Raw genomic sequence first — 25,135 nt, forward strand, 5'->3', positions numbered from 1 at the left:
CTCACCTCGCCTGAGCCACCAGGCGGCCTCCATCCAACTTCATCACCCGATCTTGGTGGGCGGCAAGGCTCACATCGTGAGTAACGATCACAAAGGCACAGGCGCTCTCCTTGGCCAGCTCGTCCATCAAGCTCAGAATGGTGGCAGCGGTAGCTTGGTCGAGGTTACCCGTTGGCTCGTCCATCAAAACCAGACTTGGGTCTGTGACGAGTGCTCGGGCAATCGCTACCCGCTGGCGCTCGCCTCCAGACAGCTCACCTGGCTTATGATCGGCGCGAGCCTTCATACCTACCCGCTCCAGTAACCGCATGGCACGCTGCTCGGCAGCTTTTTTCGACTGACCACGAATGATCAGCGGCAGTGCCGCGTTCTCGACGGCCGTGAATTCCGCCAGCAGGTGGTGGAATTGATATACGAAACCGATGTACTGGTTGCGAAAGCGGCCCAGTGCGGCTTCGTTCAATCCCGACAGCGGTTCGCCGCCAATCACCACGCTGCCTGAGCTGGGTCGATCCAGCCCTCCCAGCAAGTTCAACAGGGTCGTCTTGCCCGACCCGGAACTACCCACGATCGCGACGCGCTCGCCCGCGTGCACGGTGAGTTCGAGCTGATCCAGCACGGTCAGATCCTGTGGGCCTTCGCTGTAAACGCGGGTAAGCTCGCGGCATTCCAACATGATGGCGTTGGCGTTGGTTGGCGTCATCTGAGCCTCCTTATTCATAGCGAAGTACATCGGCAGGCTGAACTCGGGCGGCTCGCCATGCAGGGTAAAGCGTCGAGAGGAAGGTTAGACCAAACGCGGCCAGCACGATGTCACGCACGTCGCTCCACACCAACCGAGATGGAAGATCGCTGATAAAATAAACCCCCGCATCCAGGAACTGAATGCCAAAGGCACTCTCGAACCAAGCGATCAGGTCGGCAATGGTCAGCGCCAGCACGATACCCACCGCAACGCCAACGGCAATGCCGATCAATCCAATCGCCAGTCCCTGCACGATGAAAATCCCCATGATCGACCGCGGGGTGGCACCAATGGTGCGTAAAATGGCAATATCGGCGCGCTTGTCGGTGACCACCATCACCAGCGTCGAGACGATATTGAAAGCGGCAACGGCGATGATCACCGTCAATAGCAGCGCGATCATGCGCTTTTCCATCTGAATCGCTTGAAAGAGGTTTCCTTGGGAAAACGTCCAGTCGGTGCCACGATAGCCAGGGCCCAGCTCATTGACGATGGCTTGGGTTTCACTACCGGCAATGAACAGGTCATCCAGCTCCAGGCGTAACCCACCCACTGCATCACCCATGCGAGCCAGCGTTTGCATGTCTTCAATGTTGGCATAGGCAAGGCTCGCATCGAGATCGGCCCCGACGCTAAAGATACCGCTCACGGTAAACCGCTTGAGTCGTGGAAATACGCCTGCCGGTGTAATCGAGGCTTCAGGCACCAGCAACGTCACACGGTCCCCTACTCCCACGCCCAACCGACGTGCAAGCATAGAGCCCAACACGACATTCCACTCGCCGGGCACGAGATCGGCCAACTCCCCCTGACGCATATGCTCGCCAATGATGGAGACGCGATCTTCCCAGTCAGGGTGAATGCCATTGACCATCGCCCCTTGATTACGGCCTCCGGCAGAGAACATGCCCTGTTGCTCGACGTAGGGCGCCGCACCGATCACCCGCTCACGCTGCATTAGCCGCTCAGCTAACGCTTCCCACTCCACCAGCCCTTCTTGGGATTCGATCTTAGTGTGGGGCACCATACCCAGAATGCGCGTACGCAGCTCGTGATCGAAGCCGTTCATCACCGACAAGACGAGAATCAACACCGCCACGCCCAGCATCAGTCCCAGCATCGACGTCAGAGAGATAAATGAAATGAAATGGTTCCGGCGTTTAGCGCGCACATAGCGCAGCCCCACCAGAAAAGGCAAACGATCAAGCATGACGACATTCCTTAATAATGGGCGTCCATGGTACGGTTTTTTTAGCATGGCTGCATGTGCAAACGCAGCCTTAGAGTGGCGGCTACCCACAGCGTTCCCTCGATGGTCAGTAACGCTTGCAAGTTGTGAGGCAACCCCCTAAATTGCGCCCGTTCCTCTTGCCCGCTGGGTAAGCTTATTCTGACTAGAGAGAGCACCGTTGACGTTGGCTACCCATACTCACCGCCTATTGCCCGAGTGGCATCCTCAAGATGGTCTGCAGCTCACTTGGCCCCGCCCTGACGGCGACTGGGCCTATATGCTGGCGCGTATCGAAGCCACGCTAGAGCGAATCGTACTGGCCACCGCGCGCTACCAGAAGGTGATCATTTGCGTGCCCGACGAGGCGACTTACCAGCGTCTGACCGCCACTTTCGAGGCGTATGGAATTCCCCAACAGCAATTGCTGCTCATTGTCGCACCCACCGACGATACCTGGGCGCGGGATCACGGGCCGATGACGGTGTTGGATGACGATGACCAACCGTTGCTGCTGGATTACACCTTTACCGGCTGGGGCGGTAAATTTCCCGCCGAGCGGGACAATCAGCTGACGCAGTGGCTGGCAGACGCAGGCGTATGGGCTTGTCCGGTGGCCTCGCGTGACATGGTACTGGAAGGCGGCGCCATCGAAACCGACGGCGAGGGCACACTGCTCACCACCGAAGCGTGCTTGCTGAATACCAACCGCAACCCGTCACTCTCCCGTGCCGATATCGAAGCGAGATTGGCAGACGACTTTGGTGTCGACCGAATACTATGGCTAACGCACGGGCACTTAGAAGGTGACGATACCGACAGTCATGTGGATACACTGGCTCGTTTTTGTAGCCCCACCACTATTGCCTACGTGCGCTGCGATGATCCCACCGATCGCCACTATACGGCCCTCCAGGCCATGGAACAGGAGCTAAAAGCGTTTCGTCAGCGTAACGGCGAGCCCTACCGGCTCGTTCCGCTTCCCTGGCCCCAGGCCTGTTTCGATCCTGAAGACGGTCATCGCCTGCCAGCCACCTATGCTAACTTTCTGATCATTAACGACGCCGTGCTCGTACCCACTTACGGAGATCCTGCGGATGTCACGGCCCTCCAGGCGCTGGCCGTGGCGTTCCCGGAACATACTCTGATTCCCATCGAGTGCGTCAGCGTGATTCGACAGCACGGCAGCCTGCACTGCTTAACCATGCAGCTACCCAAAGGTACGCTTGTGCCTGCGACCACTCACTCTTAAGGAGAGCAGCATGTCTCAGACACTCAACGTGGCGGTGATTCAACAAGCCGCATGGCCGGACAAAGCGCGCAGTCTAGCCGAAAGCGAAGCGGGCATTCGCAAAGCAGCGAGCCAAGGAGCACAGCTCGTACTATTACAAGAGCTGCACGCCACCCACTACTTCTGCCAATACGAAGACCCGGCACTGTTCGATCTTGCCGAACCACTGGACGGCCCCACCGGCCAGCGGCTAGCGGCACTGGCCAAAGAGCTGGATATCGTGCTGGTAGGCTCGCTGTTCGAGAAACGCGCAGCGGGGCTTTACCACAATACTGCCGTGGTCTACGACCGTGCTCAGGGGCGAGTGGGTCAGTATCGTAAGATGCACATTCCCGACGACCCAGGGTTCTACGAAAAGTTTTACTTCACCCCTGGCGACGCCGACGACACCCGCAAAGAGGGCTTTACGCCCATCGACACGTCCGTGGGGCGGTTAGGGATTTTGGTGTGCTGGGACCAGTGGTATCCGGAAGCGGCGCGCCTGATGGCGCTGGCGGGTGCCGAGCTGCTGCTCTATCCCACCGCCATTGGCTGGGACCCTAACGACGACGACGCCGAAAAGGCGCGCCAAAAAGAGGCGTGGACGCTCATTCAGCGAGCCCATGGCGTTGCCAACGGTCTGCCAGTCCTGGTGGCCAACCGCATCGGCCTTGAAGCGGATCACTCCGGCGTGGGCGACGGTATCGCTTTTTGGGGCGGTAGCTTTATTTGCGGCCCACAAGGCGAGCTGTTAGCACATGCGGGTGAAGAGACCGAGCAGTTGGTCGTAAGCCTGGATATGGCGCGTAGCGAAAACACCCGACGTATTTGGCCCTACCTGCGCGACCGCCGGGTCGACGCCTATGGCGACCTGACCCGCCGCTACCGCGACTAGGTATTTACTTCTCCCTAACAACTAATAACGCCTGCCCTGTGACCAGAGCAGGCGTTTTACTATTGGCGATCAGACAAGCGTACCTACAGCAAGAGTACCCACGGCAAAAGTACTTACTTCCAAAAATCGCGAATAGAGGCGATGCCTTGCGCGCCCACCGCGCGCGCGTGGTTGGCGTCGAAGCGGGTCATGCCGCCCAGCGCGAACACCGGCATACCGGCCCGCTCCACCAGTTGTTGGAAGTCGTGCCAGCCCATGGGGGCCACTTCCGGGTGCGAAGGCGTAGTGCGTAGCGGCGACAGGGTGACGAAATCACACCCCAACACGGCCGCTTGGGAGAGCTGCTTCTGGTCATGCGTTGATGCCGACAGCCACTTGTTTTCGGCAATCGGGCGACGATCCAGCTCCATCAACCGCGCACTGGTCAGATGGATGCCATCGGCATCGACCTGTTCCAAGAGCGTAGGCTCACCGTTGAGCAGCAGTTTTGCCCCATATTCACGGCAAAGCGTGAGCGCACGCTCGGCACGAGCCACGTAGGCTGCCTCATCCAAACTTTTGGCACGCAGCTGAACAAGACGAATATTGTCTTCGCGCAGAGCGCGCTCGAGCAGCGCTGCGAAGCGCTCGTCGTCAGGCTCTTCACCGGTAATCAAATACTCAGTAGGTAGCATCACAGCGCGGAGGATCGGCAGGTTCGCTGCCGGGAACGGGTAGTTCACCAGCTCGTTCATCGGCACCCACCGCACCGCTTGACCCTCACGGCCAAACGGCTCGCCGGCGAACTCATGCACCTGCCATACGTCGAGCAAGATATGCTTATCAGGGTACTCATGGTGAACGCGAATGAGCGGCTGAGCACGGACGATCTCCACGCCCAACTCTTCATGCAACTCACGTTTCAGGCCTTCTAACCCAGTTTCATAGGGGGCCAGTTTACCGCCAGGAAACTCCCATAAACCGCCGTGATCGACGTTGGAAGGCCGACGCGCGATCAGCACGTGCTTTTGATCGGCGCTGATCATTGCAGCCGCCGCAACATGTACCCGTCGTTTTACCATTACACTCATTACGTCTAATCCACTTTGTGCGCACCGCCATGCTTGCACGGCGCTATCTCGCTGCGTTAGCACGTTGCCACAGACTTAGCTGCGGTAATCCGCGTTGATGGACACATAGTCATGGGACAGATCCGAGGTCCACACAGTGGCCGCCTCGTCACCACGCCCCAAATTAATGCGAATTGTAATCTCTTCCTCGGCCATGACGGCACTGCCAGCTGCCTCGGTGTAGCTATTAGCACGGCCACCGTTCTCCACCAGTCGCACATCGCCCAAATCAATGACGACACGGCTGACATCGAACGACTCCACCGGTGCCCGTCCCACTGCCGCTAAAATACGCCCCCAGTTGGCATCGGAAGCATAAAGGGCGGTTTTGACCAGCGGCGAATGGGCCACGGTAAATGCTACGTCCAGCGCCTCTTGGCGCGTGCAGGCATCGTTCACCTGCAGGGTGATGAACTTAGTCGCCCCCTCGCCATCGCGGATGATCGACTGAGCTAGCTCGGTCATCACTCGCTGCAGTGCATTGCGGAACACGACAATATGCTCGTCGCTTTCGATACGCGCCCCCGTGCCCGTCGCTGCCAGCATGCAGGCATCGTTGGTAGAAGTATCGCTATCCACGGTGATACAGTTGAAAGAGCGATCCACCGTTTCCCGGAGTAGCGAGGCGAGTAAGGGCTGCTCAATCGCCGCGTCGGTAACGACGAATCCCAGCATGGTCGCCATGTTGGGTTTGATCATGCCCGACCCTTTGGTAATGCCGTTGATGGTCACCTGCTGGTCGCCAATCGCCACGCTAACCGTCGCGCCTTTTGCGCGAGTGTCAGTAGTAAGAATGCCTTCCCCTGCCTGCTGCCAGGCTTGACTTGAATCAGCCAACGACCCCAGCGCATTTGGCAAACCCGCCAAAAGGCGGGCCATGGGCAATGGCTCGCCAATCACGCCAGTCGAGAACGGCAGTACCTGGGTGGCGTCCACCCCGGCTTGCTCGGCCACCGCGGCGCAGCTGGCATAGGCATCCTGCAGTCCTGACTCACCCGTACCCGCATTGGCATTGCCGGTATTGATCAGCCAGTACCGGGCAGACAGACCGTTCTTTGCACACGCCTCAAGGTGTGTCTTAGCCACCACCACGGGAGCGGCACAAAACGCATTGCGCGTGAACACACCGGCGACGGTGGCCGCCTCAGGCAGCTCGATCACGACCATGTCACGGCGGTCCGGCTTCTTGATGCCCGCCTTTGCAGTCCCTAGACGCACCCCGTCAAGAGGTGGCAATTCCGGAAAGGGAAGATGTCCCACCGCCATGTTTTTCTCCTTTACGCTCGCTGACGAGAGCGCGTGATTAGCTCAATTTTCCGCAGCACTGCTTGTATTTCTTACCCGAACCACACACGCAAGGATCGTTGCGGCCTACTTTGGGATTTTCACGACGCAGCGGGCGACCGTCGGCACCGGGTGCGGCCTCGCCAGGCTCGGCATCGGGCGCATCGTGGCGGCTGGCAGCCGTGGCTTTTTCACGGGCCAGCTCTTCACGGCGCTTCTGCTCCAGCGCATCGACCTCTTCTGGCTGACGCACCTGAACGTGGCTGAGAATGCGCGTGACATCGGCTTTAATGTTGGTCAACAGATGCTGGAACAGCTCGAAGGACTCGCGCTTGTACTCCTGCTTGGGGTTTTTCTGTGCATAGCCACGCAAGTGGATACCGCGACGCAAATGATCCATGGACTGCAGATGCTCTTTCCAGCGGGTATCCAGCACTTGCAGCATCACTTGTTTCTCGAAGCGACGAATCAGCGCTTCACCAGCGGACTCGATCTTCGCCTGGTACGCGTCGCGATGCATGGTTTGCAGGCGCTCGCGCAGCTTCTCTTCACTGAAGCGCTCATCCTCGTCCGCCCACTGCACGACCGGAGCATCGAGATTGAACTCCGTTTTCAGGTGCGCTTCCAGCCCAGGCAGATCCCACTGCTCAGCCAGACTTTGTGGGGGCACGTAGTCGCTAATCGCCTCCTCCATGACCTCCTCACGAATACCTAACACAGCGGCGGAGACATCGTCGGAGGCGAGAATTTCGTTACGCTGCTCATAGATGACGCGGCGCTGGTCGTTGGCGACGTCATCGTACTCCAGCAACTGCTTACGGATGTCGAAGTTACGGCCTTCGACTTTCTTCTGTGCGCGCTCGACCGCGTTAGAGACCATTTTGTGCTCGATGGCTTCGCCACGCTCGAGCCCCAACGCCTGCATCAAACGCTTCACGCGATCCGAGCCAAACAGACGCATCAGGCTATCTTCCAAGGAGAGGAAGAAGCGTGTCGAGCCAGGATCCCCCTGACGCCCGGCGCGACCGCGAAGCTGGTTATCGATACGCCGTGATTCGTGCCGCTCGGAACCCACGACGTGCAGGCCACCCGCTTCCAAAACCGCATCATGGCGCTTTTGCCATTCGGCCTTGAGCGTATCGATTTGGGTTTGACTGGGGTTTTGCAGCTTGGCTGCCTCGGCCTCCCAGTTGCCACCCAACATGATGTCCGTTCCACGCCCCGCCATGTTGGTGGCGATGGTAATGGCACCTGGTCGGCCCGCCTGGGCGATGATTTCCGCTTCGCTTTGGTGCTGTTTTGCGTTGAGCACGTTAAATTTCAAGCCTGCATTGCGCATCAGGCGTGCGAGGTACTCGGACGTTTCGATCGACGCCGTACCGACCAGCACAGGGCGACCCGCCTCTGTTTCTGCCTTGACGTCTTTGATGATGGCTTCGTACTTCTCTTCGGCGCTCAGGTAGACGAGATCATTGAGATCCTTGCGCGCCAACGGACGGTTGGTAGGGATGACGATGACGTCCAGACCGTAAATTTGACGGAATTCGAACGCTTCGGTGTCCGCCGTGCCAGTCATGCCCGACAGCTTTTCATACAGACGAAAGTAGTTCTGGAAGGTAGTGGATGCCAGCGTCTGACTTTCACGCTGAACCGTCACCCCTTCTTTGGCTTCGACGGCCTGGTGCAACCCCTCGGACCAACGACGCCCAGGCATGGTACGACCGGTATGTTCGTCGACGATCACGACCTGACCTTCCGCGACGATGTAGTCCACGTCGAGGTGATAGAGGTGACGCGCACGTAGCGCCGAGTGCATGTGCTGCAGCAAGTTGAGGTTTTGCGCAGCATAAAGCGATTCGCCCTCCCCCAGCAGCCCCTCGGCCCGCATGAGTTCTTCGACCTTATTGTGTCCTTGCTCGGTCAGTTCTACCTGTTTCTGCTTTTCGTCGAGCACGAAATCGCCGCTCACTGGCGCTTCGTCATCTTCGGAGACCTCCCCCTGCTCGAGCTGCTGAGCCAAACGATTCACGATGCCGTAGAGGTCCGTATTTTCGTCCACCGCACCGGAGATGATCAGCGGCGTGCGCGCTTCATCGATCAAGATGGAGTCGACTTCGTCCACAATGGCGTAGTGCAAACCGCGCTGGACTTTGTCTTCCAGTGAGAACGCCATGTTGTCGCGGAGGTAGTCGAAGCCAAACTCGTTGTTGGTGCCGTAGGTAATATCGCATTGATACGCGTGACGCTTCTCTTCCCCCGTCTGTCCGGCGAAAATAACACCCACCGTGAGCCCTAGAAATTCATACAGGGGGCGCATCCATTCAGCATCGCGACGGGCGAGGTAGTCGTTCACGGTCACGACATGAACGCCTTTGCGAGTCAGCGCGTTCAAATAGACCGCGAGCGTGGCGACCAGGGTTTTACCTTCACCAGTCTTCATTTCGGCGATACGGCCGCGGTGTAGGGTCATACCCCCCACCATCTGCACGTCAAAATGACGCATCCCCATCACCCGCTTACTGGCCTCGCGCACCACAGCAAACGCATCGGGCAAGAGGCTGTCCAGCGTTGCCCCTTCGTCTAGACGCTGACGTAGTTCTGGAGTTTTTGCTTGAAGCTCTGCATCGCTTAGGCCCGCCAGGGTCTCTTCCAATGCATTGATGCTCTGCACACTTTTTTGCATGCGCTTGACTTCACGGTCGTTCTTGGAGCCGACCACTTTACGTAACAAATTATTAATCATGAAATTTCCAAATCATCGTGAGCGCCCCATCCAGGTACGCTCAGGTATCAGGCAAAAAGGGTGGTAATCAAGCGAGGCATTATCGAGTAGGCGGGCCACGGGGCGTCACGACATCGCTTGCGGCGACGAGCGGGAGCGCAAACCGAAGAAAAGGTAACGGGCGACGGAAGGATTGGGGCTCTCGTCGCGTTTGGCGATGAAACCAGCGGCGAAGCGCGCGCCGTTTCTTCGCGATCCAATGAGACTTCGCGCGAAGCATGGCAGGCATCCAAAAGCAGATGCAAACACCACGGTCGCTGCTTCTCAACGCGTCGGATGGGTGTAAACTAGCGGGTAGTAAACAACTCACCAGCAAACCAGCCAACCACCAACGCGCCAGGCCATAGCGTCGAGGACGCTTTAGCGAAGCGGATTCGATCTCTGACGTTGATGACATGCTGTGGACTGGCTCCTGAGCGTGTTAGGCTCTGTCTATTGGCGGTCAATCACAGGTGATGCACGTAGTAACCAGTACGACGCCACTCGCAACACCCTAGGAATCAAGTTGATGAGTATAAAGGTTAAGCGTTCTCGCGCACAGCCCATTGCCCAACTGCTAACCAAGTCAGGCGGCGTCGGCCAGCTCATGCGACAATCACGCTTGATCGATCAAGCACAGCGGCATCTCCGTGCTCATTTACCCGAAGAGATGCGTGAACATATTTTCGTAGGCGGTTTTAGCAATGGGCGCTTGACCCTCATCAGCGGGCAAGCGAGCTGGCTGACGTGGCTACGCTACGAACAATCTCGCCTGTTATCGCTGCTTCACCAGCTCCCTGGCTTTGAGGGAGTAACAGGGTTCACCCTTAAAGTGCGCCCCGTACGCCCCATCGAGTCACCCAGACGCTTCACGCGAACGCTTTCCGACAGTGCGGGCAAAACCCTGGCCGAATGCGCCAAAGACACTGACAGCCTCAGCCTCAAACATGCCCTAGAGCGCCTGGCCTCTCACGCTCGCCCGAAAGACACCAAAACGTAATTTAAAAGCGCCTCCCCTTACACGCAAAAAGCACCGCCGAAGCAGTGCTTTGTAGATGGGGAGCCATGTCACGTTTTCAACTCAACGCCCCAGACATTTTTATTTTGACGAATTACGCCATCGCTGGAGCCGCATAAGAGATGGGTGCCACGGCTTTCTCTTCTTCGAACGTGACAATTTCATAGGCATCAGGCTGAGCCATTAGCTCACGGCACAGCTGGTTATTGAGCGCATGGCCTGATTTCACGCCGCGGAATTCGCCAATCAAACTATAGCCCAACTGATACAGGTCACCGATGGCATCTAGCACCTTGTGTTTGACGAACTCATCTTCATAGCGCAGGCCACCTTCATTGACGATACGGTAATCATCAACAACGATCGCATTCTCGAGGCTGCCCCCAAGAGCCAAATTGTTGGAGCGAAGGTACTCGAGATCGCGCATGAAGCCAAAAGTTCGCGCACGGGAGACTTCTTTGACGAACGACGTGGTCGAAAAGTCGATCAGCGCAGTTTGCTTCTGCTGCTCGAAAACCGGATGGTCGAAATCGATGGCAAACGACACTTTAAAACCTTGGTGAGGCAAAAAAGTGGCTTCTTTATCACCATCGGTCACACCAATGCGGCGCTTGATGCGAATGAATTTCTTGGCCGCCTCTTGCTCCAAAATGCCCGCAGACTGAATCAAAAAGACAAATGGGCTGGCGCTACCATCCATGATGGGCACTTCCGGGGCACTGATATCGACGTAGGCATTATCGATGCCCAAGCCCGCAAAGGCGGACATAAGGTGCTCGACGGTCGCGACTTTGACACCTTCATAAGAGAGCGCCGTGCACAGCGTGGTGTCTTCAACCAGTTCGGCACGGGCAGGCACATGTACCACGGGATCCAGATCGGTTCTGACAAACACAATGCCGGTGTTGGCCGGTGCCGGACGCAAAGCCATATGGACTTTTTTGCCGGAGTGCAGACCCACTCCAGTGGCGCGAATGACGTTTTGTAGTGTGCGTTGTCTGATCATGGGTAGTGGTCAAGCTCTAATGACGGCGGCTTGCAGCAAGCTGCTACAGGATCCGCAAAGGAAGAAAGTTATCAAACAGTGTTCACTTTAACAGCAAACGAGCGTTTTAACCAATAAAACTCTCGTTTGCTGCTGCAATGAACCCGATGGCGGGGGTTAATCCGCTTGACGACGCAGGAACGCGGGGATATCCAAGTAGTCGTCGGCATCCGCTGCACGACGCTTTTCAGCACGCGGCTTTGGCGCTGCATCGGGAGCTTCGGCGCGTGCCGTGGCTTGCTGGCGCATGACAGTGGGTTGCTGCAATTTACGATAATCGGAACCACCGGCTTCCGCCGCAGAGCGACGAGCCGGTTCTCGCGCCGCCGTCGCCTTGGCTTTGCTACCATCCAGTCCGGCCGCCACCACCGTAACGCGCAGCTCATCGGACATTTCCATATCGATGGAGGTACCCACCACGATGGTCGCCTCTTGAGATGCAAATTCTTGGACCGTTGCACCCACATCGTTGAATTCGCCGATGGAAAGATCCGGGCCTGCGGTAATGTTGACCAGAATACCGCGCGCGCCATGAAGATCGATATCCTCGAGTAGCGGGCTGCGAATGGCTTTTTCAGCGGCTTCACGGGCGCGGTTTTCCCCCGTAGCGCCGCCGGTCCCCATCATGGCCATGCCCATTTCTGACATGACGGTGCGCACATCGGCAAAGTCCACGTTGATGATCCCTGGGCTGGTGATCAGCTCTGCAATACCCTGCACCGCGCCCAGCAGCACATCGTTGGCTGCGCTGAACGCCGTCAGCAGCGTGGCGTTCTTGCCTAGGACCGACAGCAGCTTTTCGTTGGGTATAGTGATCAACGAGTCGACATGCTCGGAGAGCTCTTTCATTCCCTCTTCTGCCGCACGCATTCGCTTGGGCCCTTCGAAGGGGAAGGGGCGTGTCACCACGGCCACCGTCAAAATGCCAAGCTCTTTGGCGACTTGCGCTACGACGGGCGCCCCGCCAGTGCCGGTGCCGCCGCCCATACCTGCCGTAATGAAGACCATGTCGGCGCCGCTCAGCAGTTCGGCAATGCGCTCACGGTCTTCCATGGCCGCCTGCCGCCCTACTTCAGGGTTAGCACCTGCCCCGAGCCCTTTGGTGATTTCACCACCCAACTGCAGCACCGTCTTTGCCGATACGCGCTTGAGGGCCTGAGCATCGGTGTTGGCGCAAATGAACTCGACGCCTTCGATGTTGCTTTCGACCATATGGTTGACAGCGTTACCGCCACCGCCGCCAACGCCCACTACTTTGATGACCGCACTGCTCGAGGGTGCGTTATCTACCAATTCGAACATAAGCCCCGTCTCCTGAACCGCGCTTGCGGCCCTATCAGAAATTTCCTTTGAACCAGCCTTTGATTCTTGCCAGCGCCGAATGGCCATCCTTGATATCACGCCGGGCTAATTCGTTACGCCCTTTATGGGCCGCAACGCCTCCCCCGTGGCTTTCTAGGCCTTGCCCATGACGCGTTTCCTGCAGTGCATAATGCAGCAAACCAACGCCCGTCGCATAGATAGGATTGCGAACCACATCTGCCAAGCCTCTGACATTTTGCGGGCAGGCAATACGAACCGGCATGTGAAATATCTCTTCTGCCAGCTCGCTTACACCCTCCATGCGCGAAGTGCCGCCGGTGAGCACCACACCCGCAGCCACCATATCTTCATAGCCGCTGCGGCGTAATTCGTCTCTTACCAAGGTAAACAGCTCTTCGTAACGCGGCTCGACCACCTCTGCCAGCGCTTGGCGTGACAGATCTCTGGCCGGACGATCACCGACACTGGGAACCTTGATCATCTCATCACTTGCCGCCAACTGGGTTAGCGCGCAAGCATACTTCACTTTGATCTCTTCAGCGTGCTGCGTCGGGGTACGTAACGCCATAGCAATATCGTTAGTGACTTGATCACCGGCAATGGGAATCACCGCCGTATGACGAATGGCACCTTCGCTGAAAATCGCCATATCGGTCGTGCCGCCACCAATATCGACCATGCACACCCCGAGCTCTCGCTCGTCTTCGGTCAGCACGGCCATACTCGACGCCAGCTGTTCGAGAATGATCGCGTCGACATCCAAACCACAGCGTCGTACGCACTTCTCGATATTCTGGACGGCGTTGAGGGCTGCCGTGACCAAATGCACTTGCGCTTCCAGACGAACGCCCGACATGCCCAGCGGCTCTCGGATGCCCCCTTGGGCGTCGATCGAGAACTCCTGAGGCAATACGTGCAGTACGCGTTGGCCTTCGGAGATCGCCCGCGCGCGAGCAGAATCGATCACCCGGTCGATATCGGACGGCGTCACTTCACGCTCTTTAATGGCCACTACGCCATCGGAGTTCATCGAGCTAATATGACTGCCCGCCACACCCACATACACCGAGTGGATATCGCAACCTGCCATCAACTCCGCCTCTTCGACAGCACGTTGAATCGACTGAACCGTTGATTCGATGTTGATGACGACACCACGCTTCATGCCGCGCGACGGATGAGAACCGATACCGGCAATTTCAATTCCACCGTCATCGGTGGGTTGACCGACTATCGCGACGACCTTGGACGTTCCAATGTCCAGCCCGACAACCATATTGGATGCGTTGGGTGAGCCTGCCATGAGTCGGTAAATCTCCTTGCCATTGTTTTAATGAATACGGCGGGTACATTATTTGCCTGAGCAAAAAAGAGCTTCCGCCAAATTAAAATTAGTAACGTTAAACTTGAAACTCGCTGATGCGGGTTAACCGCTGACTGGATAATAAAAACAGACCCACAGCTCCGCTCGACACATAGTATAGAAACAATAGACGCTATACGACTAGTCCGTACCCACGATAATTGGCTTTAGCCGCAATTTAAACCCCATTTGCGGCTTTTTCAGCGTTGGCGATCACTCACCTTTACCCGCTTTTTGCACATTGTCATCGAACGTTACTCTGCACTGGGAGTGGACTCATTTTCCTGAAACTCTGTTTCTCCATGCCAAGCGACCGCTACTCCGTTAGGGTAACGCAAATCGATGTAACGAATATGATCACTGACATTCGCCAGCTCGCGCTGCCATGAGGCTGACAATCTCGCTAAACGCTCGCCGTGCTGGCGGCGACCCAGCATGACCCAGGCACCACTGGATAGCTGCAAACGCCAAGCTCCGCGCGGTTCTAACCGCAGCTGAGAGAGGGATAGCGATAACCCGGCAAAATGCGGTAACAAGCGCTGATAGTAAGCCAACACCTCTTCACTGCTGCCACTTGGTCCTGCCAAGTCGGGAAGCCCTGCCGGTACGGTTAGCGGCGCAAAAGCAAACGGCTCGCCTTCGGGATTCAAAAGAAAGTCATCGTTCCAGCGCGCCACTGGCGTCTGCTCTACCAGTTCGAACACCAACGCATTCGGCCACTCACGCGAGATTCGCACTTCATTGAGCCAGCCGATGGTGAGCGCACGGCGCCGAAGCTCCCCCAAGTCAGCCGATAGCCACGTTGCCTCTTGTACCAAGGGTGCTAACTGAGTGCGCAGATAGTCGGCGCTGACGTACTCCCATTCGCCTCGTATCGACACGCGCTCGATGGGGCGATCCAACCATAGCCATAGCGCTCGACCACCGGCACCCAGCAGCAGCGCCAATAGCACAACGCCCAACCATGCGTTGCGTTTTTTCATAACGTCCCTTTTACCGAGCCCATCATGATGCGCTGGCCGCTGAGAGGGCAGTCTGTAGGATCCGCAAGACCAACTCGTCGAAGCCAATACCTGCGTGGGCAGCCGCCTGCGGAACGAGACTATGATCGGTCATTCCCGGCACCGTATTGACCTCGATGAGCCAGAACTGACCTGACGTGTCACGCATGACGTCAATACGTCCCCACCCCTCGCCTCCTACAGCGGCAAACGCCTCTTTGCACAACGCTGCCAGGGACTGCTCATCCTCCCAGGATAGACCACAGGGTAAGTGATACTGCGTAGTGTTGGCGATGTACTTGGCTTCGTAGTCGTAGAAACCGCCTGGCACCTCAACGCGAATGGCAGGCAAGACATCATCTCCCAGCAGCGCTACGGTGTACTCATCGCCGACGACAAATCGTTCGGCCATTACACGCGCATCGAATTTGGCCGCCTCCGTATACGCCGCTCGAAGCTCTTCTTGGCTCTTGACGATACTGATGCCCAGGGTGGAGCCCTCATGCACCGGTTTGACCATCATCGGGAGCCCGAGCCGCTCGACCACAGCGACCCAGTCGGCGCGCTCGTCGAGCATGATGCACTCAGGCGTGGGCAGGCCTACGGCCTGCCACACCTGTTTGGTGCGCTGTTTATCCATTCCCAGCGCAGAGGCCAAGACGCCGCTTCCAGTGTAGGGTACGCCCAGCAGCTCTAGCGCCCCTTGAAAGGTACCATCCTCTCCACCGCGACCATGCAGCGCAACGAACACCGCGCTGGGATCCAAGCGCTCGAGCCCAGCGAGGCCGCCCTCTTTAGGGTCATAACCGATCGCGTCGACACCCTGTCGCCTCAGGGCAGCTAAAATCGCCGCGCCACTTTTGAGAGACACCTCTCGCTCGGCGGAAATGCCGCCATATACCACGACGACGCGCTCCAAGGAGCCGACTTGACTGCCGTTCATAACGCCACCTCATCCAACTCCAATCTGGCCTGCGCCAAACGTAGCGAAATACCGCCCACGTCCCCTGCCCCCTGAGTAATTAGGATATCTCCGGGACGTAACACGTTGGTCAGCAAAGCGGGCAGTTCATGCTTGTGCTCGACAAATAGCGGATCGACCTCGCCTCGCTGGCGAATAGAACCGGCTAGTGTGCGCCCTTCGGCTCCCGGCAGCACGGCTTCGCCCGCACTGTACACGTCCAAGAGCACCAGCGTATCTACTTGGGAAAGAACACGCACGAAGTCTTCGTAGAGATCCCGCGTTCGGCTGTAGCGATGGGGCTGGTAGAGCATCACCAACCGGCGGTCGGGCCAACCCGCTCGCACGGCTTGAATCACCATGTCGACCTCGCGGGGGTGGTGCCCGTAGTCGTCCACCAGCATGACCTCACCTCCCCCCGTGGGGGCAGGGAAGTGTCCATGCACTTGAAAACGACGTCCAACACCTGCAAACCCGGTAAGGCCCCGTTGAATCGCCTCATCGCTAACGCCTGCGTCCGTCGCCACTACGATCGCCGCCATAGCATTGAGCGCGTTATGCCGACCCGGCATGGCTAGTCGAATGGCCAACGGTGCAGCGCCACCTGGACGCAGCGCAGTGAACGACACTTCGCCACCTTGCTGTGCAAAATCGACGATACGGTAGTCGGCATCGTCATCGAAGCCATACGTCACGAACTGCCGTTTTACTTGCTCACATAAACCGCGCACATGCGGGTCATCTATGCACAGCACGGCCAATCCATAAAAAGGCAGATTATGTAGAAATTCGATGAAGGTGCTTTTGAGCCGCTCGAAGTCACCGCCATACGTCGCCATATGGTCGGCATCGATGTTGGTCACGATCGATACCATGGGCTGCAGGTGCAAAAACGACGCGTCGGACTCGTCGGCCTCGGCCACCAGATAATCGCCCTCGCCCAAACGGGCATTGGCGCCTGCACTCGTCAGCTTGCCACCGATGACGAACGTTGGGTCCAACCCTCCTTCTGCGAGTAGCGTGGCCGTCAAGCTAGTCGTGGTGGTTTTACCATGGGTACCCGCCACGGCAATGCCGTGGCGAAAACGCATCAACTCTGCCAGCATCTCGGCACGACGCACCACCGGCACCCGGTGCTCATGGGCCCAGCTTATCTCAGGGTTGGTTTCATCGATGGCGCTGGAGACGACGACCACGTCAGCCCCTCGAACATTTGCTTCTGCATGGCCGATCGCCACCGTGACACCGCACTGGCGCAGCCGCTCTACTACGGGGGATGCTTTCATATCGCTACCGCTGACTTGGTAGCCTTGGTTCGCCAATACCTCGGCGATTCCGCACATGCCTGCCCCACCGATACCCACGAAATGCAGCCGCTGAATACGACGCATACCGGGGCCCGACGGACGGACCCCTTGCGGCGGCATGTTAGTCACTGAATCGGTCACGCAGTTTCTCCTTGCTTCGCCAAGCCCAAACAGCCTGCTGCAAGACGCTCTGTAGCGTCGAGGTGCGCGGCCTGTCGCGCCTTCGACGCCATGTCTGCCAGCCTGTCAGGGTCTAATAATTCATCGAGTAATCGAGTCAAACGCTCCGGCGTGAGGGCCGATTGCACCACGCACTGCGCCGCTCCCGCCTTGACCAACACATCGGCATTGACACGCTGATGGTCATCGACAGCAAAGGGAAAAGGCACCAACAGGGCAGGCTTGGCGGCAGCCGCCAGCTCGGCCACCGTCAACGCCCCCGCACGGCAGACCACTAGATCAGCCCATGCGTAGGCTGCTGCCATATCATCAATAAAAGGGCTAACGTCCGCGACAATGCCCCGTTCCGCATAGGCTTGAGCCGTGGCGACATCACGCTCTTTACCGGCTTGATGACGAACATCGGGACGCCGCTCTGGCGGTAGCGCAGCCAGCGCTGCGGGAAGCCGCTCATTGAGCGCAACGGCACCCAGAGAGCCACCAACTACCAATAGCCTCAGCGGACGGCCCTCCAGCTCGGTCGTCTGTCTGGGGCACTCTCCCAATGCCGCGATTTCTTCGCGCACCGGGTTACCGATGACCTCGGCGCGGTGGCCGAACGCATCGTCGAAAGCCGCATAGGTTCGAGTCGCCAGCCGAGACAGCACCTTATTGGTGAGACCCGCGACGGCATTCTGTTCATGAATGACCAGCGGCACCCGTGACAACCACGCCGCTAACCCGCCAGGACCACTGGCAAAGCCCCCCAGACCCACGACGACATCGGGCTTGAAACGCTGAATAACACGTCGGGCCTGCAACACCGCCTTGGAAAGATTGAGAGGGGCTTTGCACCAGCCAGCGAGCCCTTTACCGCGCAGCCCTCCAATGGCAATGGTGTGCAGTAGAATACCTGCCTTGGGCACCAACTGATTTTCGATACCGCGCGGGCTTCCTAGCCATTCCACGTCGACACCCTTGGCCTGTAACGCATGCGCCAACGAGAGCGCAGGAATGACGTGCCCGCCGGTTCCCCCGGCCATGATCAATATCCGTCGACGTGAGTTGGTCACTACAAACGGCTCCTTGAATAATTACGATAAACGCGGCTCTCGGCGAGCGCGGTAGGGCGTCGGCGTACGACGCGGGCGATGACGGGTCTCGGCATCGACCCGAAGCAGCAGCCCAATCATCATACCGGTCACCAGTAGGCTCGAACCGCCATAACTAATCAGCGGCAACGTGAGCCCTTTGGTAGGGAGCAATCCTGAGCTCACCGCCATATTGATGAACGCCTGAGCGGCCACGATGAATCCAATGCCATAGCTGACGTAAGCACCGAATAGATGACCTGCCAGCTCTGCCCGACGGCCTACCCACATCGCGCGTACGATGAACAGGGTAAACAGCAGGACCACGGCAATAGCGCCCAACATGCCCAACTCTTCGGCCACCACGGCAAAAATGAAGTCCGTATGCGCTTCCGGCAGGTAGTGAAGTTTTTGCACGCTATTGCCAAGGCCAGTGCCGGTGACATGGCCACGACCAAAGGCAATCAATGCCTGGGTCAACTGATAACCGGTGGCGAACTGATCGGCCCAAGGGTCGAGAAAGCTGGTCCAGCGCGCCAAGCGATAAGGCTCCATGACGACCATCATGACCGCGCCAAACCCCAACACCCCGCCGCTGCCCAGTAGCAGCGTCAACGAGGCGCCACTCATCATCAGCATGCCGATGACACACACGGTATAGACCACCATACCGCCGAAATCTGGTGCGAGAAACAATAGGCTAGCGGGCACGGCCAGTACGGCCAACGGCCGCCACATGGTAAATGCCCGTTGACGCAATTCGTAAGTGAAGCGGGACATGAACGCCGCCATGTAGAAAATCAGCCCCACTTTTGCCAGCTCCGAGACCTGCAGGCTCGGTAGCGGCCCCGGCAGAGAAATCCAGCGCTTACTGCCGTTCACTTCTTGACCGACGATCAGTACCACCACGAGCATGAAAATACTGACGAGCAGGATGAGCGCCGCGTTCTGACGCCATAGCTCCAGCGGCACGCACAGCATGAACAGGCAAGCCGTAATGGCCAGCACGAGAAAAATGCCGTGCTGCCGGGAATAGTGGTAGCTATTTTCTAGCAGCCCTATGGATGCAGAGCTGACCATGATCCAGCCCAGCCCAGCCAACGCTACGACGGCAAGAATCAACCAGATATCACAGGGAAGATGCTGGGTCGTCAGAGCAGCGCGCAGGCGCTGTAGTCGGCTAAGTGACTCGTCGCTCATGTCGTCAACTCATTGCGTTTATGTATCACCCACTGACGAAAGGCATCACCACGGGCTTGATAGTTAGCAAATTGATCCAAGCTGGCACAGGCGGGAGACAGCAGCACACAATCGCCGGGCTCGGCCATGGCAAAGGCGACTTCCATGGCCTGCGTCAAGTGCTCGACCCGCTCCACGGGCAGTGCCCCTGCCAGCGTTTCCATCAAACGAGGCGCATCGGTGCCAAACACGATCGCCGCTCGGGCACACTCAGCAAGTGGAGCCGTTAGGGGCGTAAAGTCAGCGCCCTTGCCCACGCCCCCCGCCAGCAGGATGAGCTTTCCATCGAGAGTGGGACCAATACCGTTGATGGCCGCCAGCGTGGCCCCAACGTTGGTTCCTTTGGAATCATTGACCCAGCGGACCCCGTTAATATCGGCGATCCATTCGCTTCGATGGGGCAAACCCGCGAATGTTCGCAGAGCACGGCACATGTCCGCGCGGCCAAAGCCTAGCGCGTTTCCCATCGCCAGTGCAGCCAGCGCATTGGCATAATGATGCCGACCCGCCAACTGAAGCTCGTCAGCCGCCAACCAAGGCGTCTGCGCATGCATCAACCACCAGCGCCCCTGGCGCTCGTCGAGCCCCCAGGACTGGCCGATGGGTGGCTCACTGCTGAAGTACTCGACATGGTCTAGCATCGGCTCTGGCCACGTCTGGTCGTCGTCTGCGTTCACCACGGCGTGATCGGCCCCCAGGAAGATGCGCTGCTTGGCCTGACGGTAACCCGCCAAGTCGCCGTGCCGATCCAGATGGTCGTCGCAAAGATTCAAGAACGCTACCGACGCAGCGCCTAGCCACGGGGTCGTTTCTAGCTGAAAGCTGGATAGCTCCAAAATGAAGAGCTCAGCGTCCGGCTGCTCCGCCAACAGATCGAGCGCGGGTGTCCCTAAATTGCCCCCCACCGCGGCCTTGATTCCCGAGGCAGCGGCCATCTCGCCGAGCAGTGTGGTAACGGTGGATTTGGCATTTGACCCGGTAATCGCGGCGATGGGTGCCTTGACGGCACGCTTGAACAGCGCAATTTCCCCCACGAGCATAGGCTCTCCGGTGGTCGGGTTATGACGCTCTAACAACCCCTCCAAACCTGCCGTATAGGGATCGACACCGGGACTGACGACGACCTCGTACGCATCGCGCATATCCAACAGTGTCAAGGCACCGCAGTGTACGTGAACAGCAGGGTGCGCTTGCTGAAAGGCTTCGAGTCCCGGCGGGGTCTCGCGGGTATCCGCCACCATGAACGGCCTACCCAACTGGGTAAGATGACGGCAAATGGCCTGGCCAGAAACTCCTAGCCCGACGACCACCGTAAATCCGTTGGGTACCTGCACCATGTGGCTCCTTCTGCCTTGCGCTAAAGGCGGCCCTAACGCCGCCTATCGGGTCTCAACTTATCGCAGTTTCAGCGTGGCGAGGCCGAGTAGTACCAGCACCACCGTAATAATCCAAAAGCGCACGATGACCCGAGGTTCCGGCCACCCTTTCAACTCATAATGGTGGTGTAACGGGGCCATGCGGAAGATACGGCGACCGGTGAGTTTGTAGGAGCCCACCTGTAAGATCACGGAGACGGTTTCCAACACGAAAATACCGCCCATGATGAACAGCACGATCTCTTGACGAACGATGACCGCCACCACGCCGAGCGCCGCGCCCAGCGCCAGGGCACCGACATCCCCCATGAACACTTGGGCGGGATACGTGTTGAACCACAGAAAGCCAAGACCAGCGCCCGCGATGGTGGCGCAAAAGACCGCCAGCTCACCGGTACCGTGAATGAAAGGAATATGGAGATAGTTCGCGAATACCGCGTTGCCGCTGGCGTAGGCAAAGACCGAGAGCCCCATGGCCACGAGCACGGTCGGCATGATCGCCAAACCATCCAAGCCATCAGTGAGATTGACGGCATTCGAGCTACCCACGATCACAAAGTAACTCAGCACGATGTAAAAGACGCCCAGCGGAAGCGCGACGTCCTTGAACATGGGAATGAGCAGGCTGGTTTCTGCAGGCGTGGTGGCCGTTGCGTAGAGCACCACGGCCGCTCCAATACCCACGACCGACTGCCAGAAGTATTTCCAACGCGCTGGCAGGCCTCGGGGATTCTTCTCGACCACTTTACGGTAATCATCGACCCAACCAATCGCCCCAAACCCCAGTGTCACCAGTAGCACGACCCACACATAGTGGTTGGTCAAATCGCCCCAGACCAGCGTACTAATGGCAATTGCCAATAGAATCATCGCGCCCCCCATGGTCGGGGTGCCCGCTTTCGAGAGATGCGACTGGGGGCCATCATCTCTCACTGCTTGGCCAATTTGGCCTTCTACCAGTCGGCGAATGACCCACGGTCCTAACCAAAGACACAGCATCAATGCCGTTAGCGCTGCCAAAATCACGCGTAACGTCAAATAGTTAAAAACTTGAAACGTAGACTGATATTGGGCTAAGAAATTCGCCAAATGAAGTAACATGAACGGCGCTTACCTTGTTTCATCCGCGCGCAATGCCGTAATGACCGTTTCCATGCCAGCACTACGCGACCCTTTCACCAGCAATGTGGCGTGGGGTGGAAGAGAATGAATAATATGACGCACAAGCGTCTCGTGATCGTCAAAATGCTGCCCACGACCAAAGGCATCCGAGGCCGCACGGGCTGCTTCGCCGTAGGTCACCAGCATATCGATGCCCAGCGACGCAGCGTAGCGACCCACCTCGGCGTGAAGGGCTTGCGACTCGCCGCCTAACTCCCCCATCGCCCCCAACGCGCACCAGCGTGGCGCTGGAAAGCTGGCTAGCGCGTCTAGCGCGGCTTTCACTGCGCCGGGGTTGGCATTGTAGGTGTCATCGAGCAGCGTAGAATGACGTAGACCAGCCACTAGGCTTAGGCGACCTGACAGTGACGTCAATCCGCCCAACCCGGCCACCACGTCTTGCGATGACACGCCGAGCGCCAGTGCCGCTGCCGATGCAGCGAGTGCGTTGCTGACGTTATGCTTCCCAATCAGTGGCAGATTAACGTCACCGAGGCGCTGGCCGTGCGCAACAAGCGTGAAAGCATACCGCCCCTGAGGGTCGCAGGAAAGTGCCTGGGCGTGAACGTCGGCATCCTCATGTAAGCCGTAGCTGACACAACGCCTAGGGGCGGCACAAGCTGACCAAAAATCGTGGTAGCGATCGTCTCGGTTGATGACGGCCGTGCCATCGGACCCAAGCCCAGATAAGATCTCACTTTTTGCCTGAGCAATCTGCCCCATGCCGCCAAATTCGCCAACATGCGCCCCGGTCACGTTGGTAATGATTGCTACTTGCGGTGCGGTGAGCTGGCTCGTCCAAGCGATCTCGCCCAGATGATTAGCACCCAGCTCGATCACGCCCGCTTGATGCTCGTGAGATAAACGCAACAGCGTCAGCGGCGCACCGATATCGTTATTCAAATTGCCCGAGGTCGCTAGTACGTCACCGAGCGGTGACAGCAAGGCAGCGGTGATCTCTTTTACCGTGGTCTTGCCGCTATTACCGGTGACGGCGATGAGCGGGAGGTCGAACCGACGACGCCAAGCCTTGGCCAACAGCCCCAGCCCAAGCCGCGTATCCGAACACACCAACTGCGGCAGAGCGCTTTCTACCTGACGCTCCACCAACGCGGCGACAGCCCCCTGCTCCCTTGCTTGCTCGACGAACGCGTGGCCATCGAAACGCGGTCCTTTTAATGCGACAAACAGGCATCCAGGAATGATTTTCCGCGTGTCGGTCACGACAGACGACACCCATTGAGCGCCATTGATGGGCGACACGCCGACACCCAGTGCAGCGGCCACTTCTGTTAACGTCCACATCAGACGACACCTCGAGTCGCTAATGCATCTCGAACCTGCTCGTCATCTTGAAACGCATGACGCACGCCATCGATCTCTTGATAGGCTTCGTGACCTTTACCTGCCACGAGAACCACATCTTCCGGCGAGGCCTGATGTACCGCGTGGAGAATAGCTTGGCCACGATCACCGACCTCGTCGACCGTCGCACGTTCGGTAAAGCCAGTGAGAATTTGCTCACGAATACGCGCCGCCGACTCCCCGCGAGGGTTATCATCGGTCACCACGATGTGGTCGGCTAGCTGCTCAGCGACGCTGGCCATTTCGGCGCGCTTTCCCGTATCGCGCTCTCCCCCACAGCCAAACACACACCACAACTTGCCCCGGCTACCCAGATGGGCGCGCAGCGCGCCTAGCGCACTCTGTAGCGCATCTGGCGTGTGGGCGTAATCTACTACCACGCTGGGTGCACGATCACCACCAAAGCACGCCATACGTCCCGGCACTGGGGAAAGGCTAGCCGCTGCCGCGAACAGCGACTCCAATGACTCGCCCAATCCATACAGCACGGCGATAGCCAGCAACACGTTGTCCAGATTGAACCGCCCCATGAGACCTAGCTGCAGCGCTTTCTCACCTTCCGGGGTCGCAATCAGCGCCTGCTGTCCAAGGGCATGCGGCTGCCAATCTAGCACCCGTAGCGTGACGGCATCATCGCTGCCAGTCGCCAACACGCGCACGCGCTGGTCACACCCGGCCAGCATCAAGCGAGCCAAGGGGTCGTCACCGTTCACAACGGCCAATGTCAACTCGGCTCGACGGAAGAGTTTTGCCTTTGCCGCTGCGTAAGCGGCCATACTGCCGTGATAATCCAAATGATCCCGGGTCAAATTGGTAAATACCCCGACGTTCACATCCACCGCGTCCAAGCGCTGCTGATCCAGCGCGTGGGAAGAGGCCTCCAGCGCAACCCGCTTGACGCCCTGGCGCGCCAACTCACCCAGCGTCGATTGCAGGGCAAGGGGACCAGGCGTCGTCAACCCGCTTTCTAACAGCTGACCCGGTCGTCCTACGCCCAAGGTCCCAATCACACCGGCAGGTGTCCCCAAGCGTTCGCTGAGCTCGGCAATGTAGTGGGTCACCGAGCTCTTGCCGTTGGTTCCCGTGACTGCAATGATCTCAAGCCCGCTCGGCACGTCAAACAACGCCCGACCCAGCTCACCCAGACGCAGCGACAAATGCGGCAAAAACAGCACGCGTTCGTCCAGGCTCACGTCACTCTCTTTGGTATGCGCCAGCACGAGGGCGGCTCCACTTGCCAACGCTTGCTCGATATACGCTCGGCCATCACTCTGGCTGCCGGGCACGGCAACGAACACATCGCCTGCCTGGAGCTTGCGAGAATCGGTGATCAGATGAAGCTGCTGAGGTAGGTCAGGCAGCGCTGGCAGTTCGGCGCTCGGCCATACCAAGCGTAACGCTTTCCGTAACTGGTCTGGGCATAGAGTCATGCCA

20 protein-coding genes are annotated in these 25,135 nt (G+C 58.3%); 3 read left to right on the forward strand and 17 right to left on the reverse strand.

All coding sequences use genetic code 11. The features are described from left to right. Position 1: 1 nt before the first annotated feature. Both FRH_RS16865 and FRH_RS16870 read right to left on the reverse strand, forming a co-directional pair. Positions 2-703 (reverse strand): ATP-binding cassette domain-containing protein, encoded by a 702-nt coding sequence (locus FRH_RS16865; protein ID WP_139527210.1) that lies wholly within the window; start codon positions 701-703, stop codon positions 2-4. A gap of 10 nt (positions 704-713) precedes the next feature. Continuing rightward, complete coding sequence (locus tag FRH_RS16870; protein ID WP_139527209.1) at positions 714-1,955, reverse strand: lipoprotein-releasing ABC transporter permease subunit; 1,242 nt, start codon at positions 1,953-1,955, stop codon at positions 714-716. A gap of 199 nt (positions 1,956-2,154) precedes the next feature. Between FRH_RS16870 and FRH_RS16875 the strand changes: the two genes are divergently transcribed. Further along, the gene (locus FRH_RS16875) at positions 2,155-3,225 is read left to right on the forward strand and encodes an agmatine deiminase family protein (RefSeq protein WP_139527208.1); all 1,071 of its coding nucleotides are present in this window, start codon (positions 2,155-2,157) and stop codon (positions 3,223-3,225) included. A 10-nt stretch (positions 3,226-3,235) separates the two neighbouring features. Next, complete coding sequence (locus FRH_RS16880; protein WP_219861089.1) at positions 3,236-4,138, forward strand: carbon-nitrogen hydrolase; 903 nt, start codon at positions 3,236-3,238, stop codon at positions 4,136-4,138. Positions 4,139-4,251: 113 nt separating this feature from the next. On the opposite strand, the gene FRH_RS16885 is transcribed toward FRH_RS16880, so the two are convergent. The 3 genes from FRH_RS16885 to secA form a co-directional block, all read right to left on the reverse strand. Beyond that, on the reverse strand, positions 4,252-5,208 hold the full coding sequence (locus FRH_RS16885; RefSeq protein ID WP_239284014.1) for a Nudix family hydrolase: 957 nt from the start codon (positions 5,206-5,208) through the stop codon (positions 4,252-4,254). Between the two features lie 75 nt (positions 5,209-5,283). Further along, the gene (argJ, locus tag FRH_RS16890) at positions 5,284-6,513 is read right to left on the reverse strand and encodes a bifunctional glutamate N-acetyltransferase/amino-acid acetyltransferase ArgJ (protein ID WP_139527206.1); all 1,230 of its coding nucleotides are present in this window, start codon (positions 6,511-6,513) and stop codon (positions 5,284-5,286) included. Between the two features lie 37 nt (positions 6,514-6,550). Next, entirely contained in the window at positions 6,551-9,274 is a 2,724-nt protein-coding gene (gene secA / locus FRH_RS16895; protein WP_281997300.1) for a preprotein translocase subunit SecA, read from the reverse strand. Positions 9,275-9,821: 547 nt separating this feature from the next. Here secA and FRH_RS16900 point away from each other — a divergent pair. Beyond that, positions 9,822-10,292, forward strand: coding sequence for a DciA family protein (locus tag FRH_RS16900; protein WP_139527203.1), 471 nt, complete (start codon positions 9,822-9,824; stop codon positions 10,290-10,292). A 112-nt stretch (positions 10,293-10,404) separates the two neighbouring features. On the opposite strand, the gene lpxC is transcribed toward FRH_RS16900, so the two are convergent. From lpxC to FRH_RS16960, 12 genes are all read right to left on the reverse strand, one after another. After that, a complete protein-coding gene (gene lpxC, locus FRH_RS16905) occupies positions 10,405-11,316 on the reverse strand; it encodes a UDP-3-O-acyl-N-acetylglucosamine deacetylase (RefSeq protein ID WP_139527202.1) in 912 nt (303 codons plus the stop codon). Positions 11,317-11,472: 156 nt separating this feature from the next. Next, a complete protein-coding gene (gene ftsZ / locus FRH_RS16910; RefSeq protein ID WP_139527201.1) occupies positions 11,473-12,657 on the reverse strand; it encodes a cell division protein FtsZ in 1,185 nt (394 codons plus the stop codon). 34 nt (positions 12,658-12,691) lie between these two features. Continuing rightward, positions 12,692-13,981, reverse strand: a complete 1,290-nt coding sequence (gene ftsA, locus FRH_RS16915) for a cell division protein FtsA (protein ID WP_139527200.1) — start codon at positions 13,979-13,981, stop codon at positions 12,692-12,694. 314 nt (positions 13,982-14,295) lie between these two features. Next, positions 14,296-15,024 (reverse strand): cell division protein FtsQ/DivIB, encoded by a 729-nt coding sequence (locus FRH_RS16920; protein WP_139527199.1) that lies wholly within the window; start codon positions 15,022-15,024, stop codon positions 14,296-14,298. Between the two features lie 22 nt (positions 15,025-15,046). After that, entirely contained in the window at positions 15,047-15,985 is a 939-nt protein-coding gene (locus FRH_RS16925; RefSeq protein WP_139527198.1) for a D-alanine--D-alanine ligase, read from the reverse strand. Then, the gene (murC, locus tag FRH_RS16930; RefSeq protein ID WP_139527259.1) at positions 15,982-17,430 is read right to left on the reverse strand and encodes a UDP-N-acetylmuramate--L-alanine ligase; all 1,449 of its coding nucleotides are present in this window, start codon (positions 17,428-17,430) and stop codon (positions 15,982-15,984) included. Before murC ends, FRH_RS16925 begins: the two co-directional genes overlap by 4 nt. 17 nt (positions 17,431-17,447) lie before the next feature. Further along, the gene (gene murG / locus FRH_RS16935) at positions 17,448-18,542 is read right to left on the reverse strand and encodes an undecaprenyldiphospho-muramoylpentapeptide beta-N-acetylglucosaminyltransferase (RefSeq protein WP_139527197.1); all 1,095 of its coding nucleotides are present in this window, start codon (positions 18,540-18,542) and stop codon (positions 17,448-17,450) included. Positions 18,543-18,563: 21 nt separating this feature from the next. Next, complete coding sequence (gene ftsW / locus FRH_RS16940) at positions 18,564-19,760, reverse strand: putative lipid II flippase FtsW (RefSeq protein ID WP_139527196.1); 1,197 nt, start codon at positions 19,758-19,760, stop codon at positions 18,564-18,566. Next, complete coding sequence (gene murD, locus FRH_RS16945) at positions 19,757-21,136, reverse strand: UDP-N-acetylmuramoyl-L-alanine--D-glutamate ligase (RefSeq protein WP_139527195.1); 1,380 nt, start codon at positions 21,134-21,136, stop codon at positions 19,757-19,759. The genes ftsW and murD overlap by 4 nt, the downstream gene beginning before the upstream one ends. A 57-nt stretch (positions 21,137-21,193) precedes the next feature. Further along, the gene (gene mraY, locus FRH_RS16950; RefSeq protein WP_139527194.1) at positions 21,194-22,276 is read right to left on the reverse strand and encodes a phospho-N-acetylmuramoyl-pentapeptide-transferase; all 1,083 of its coding nucleotides are present in this window, start codon (positions 22,274-22,276) and stop codon (positions 21,194-21,196) included. 9 nt (positions 22,277-22,285) lie between these two features. Further along, positions 22,286-23,644 (reverse strand): UDP-N-acetylmuramoyl-tripeptide--D-alanyl-D-alanine ligase, encoded by a 1,359-nt coding sequence (gene murF / locus FRH_RS16955; RefSeq protein ID WP_139527193.1) that lies wholly within the window; start codon positions 23,642-23,644, stop codon positions 22,286-22,288. Next, entirely contained in the window at positions 23,641-25,131 is a 1,491-nt protein-coding gene (locus FRH_RS16960) for a UDP-N-acetylmuramoyl-L-alanyl-D-glutamate--2,6-diaminopimelate ligase (protein WP_153842877.1), read from the reverse strand. The genes murF and FRH_RS16960 overlap by 4 nt, the downstream gene beginning before the upstream one ends. Positions 25,132-25,135: the final 4 nt, after the last annotated feature.

This window comes from Halomonas sp. A020 (assembly GCF_027943625.1).
GTDB lineage: Bacteria > Pseudomonadota > Gammaproteobacteria > Pseudomonadales > Halomonadaceae > Vreelandella > Vreelandella piezotolerans.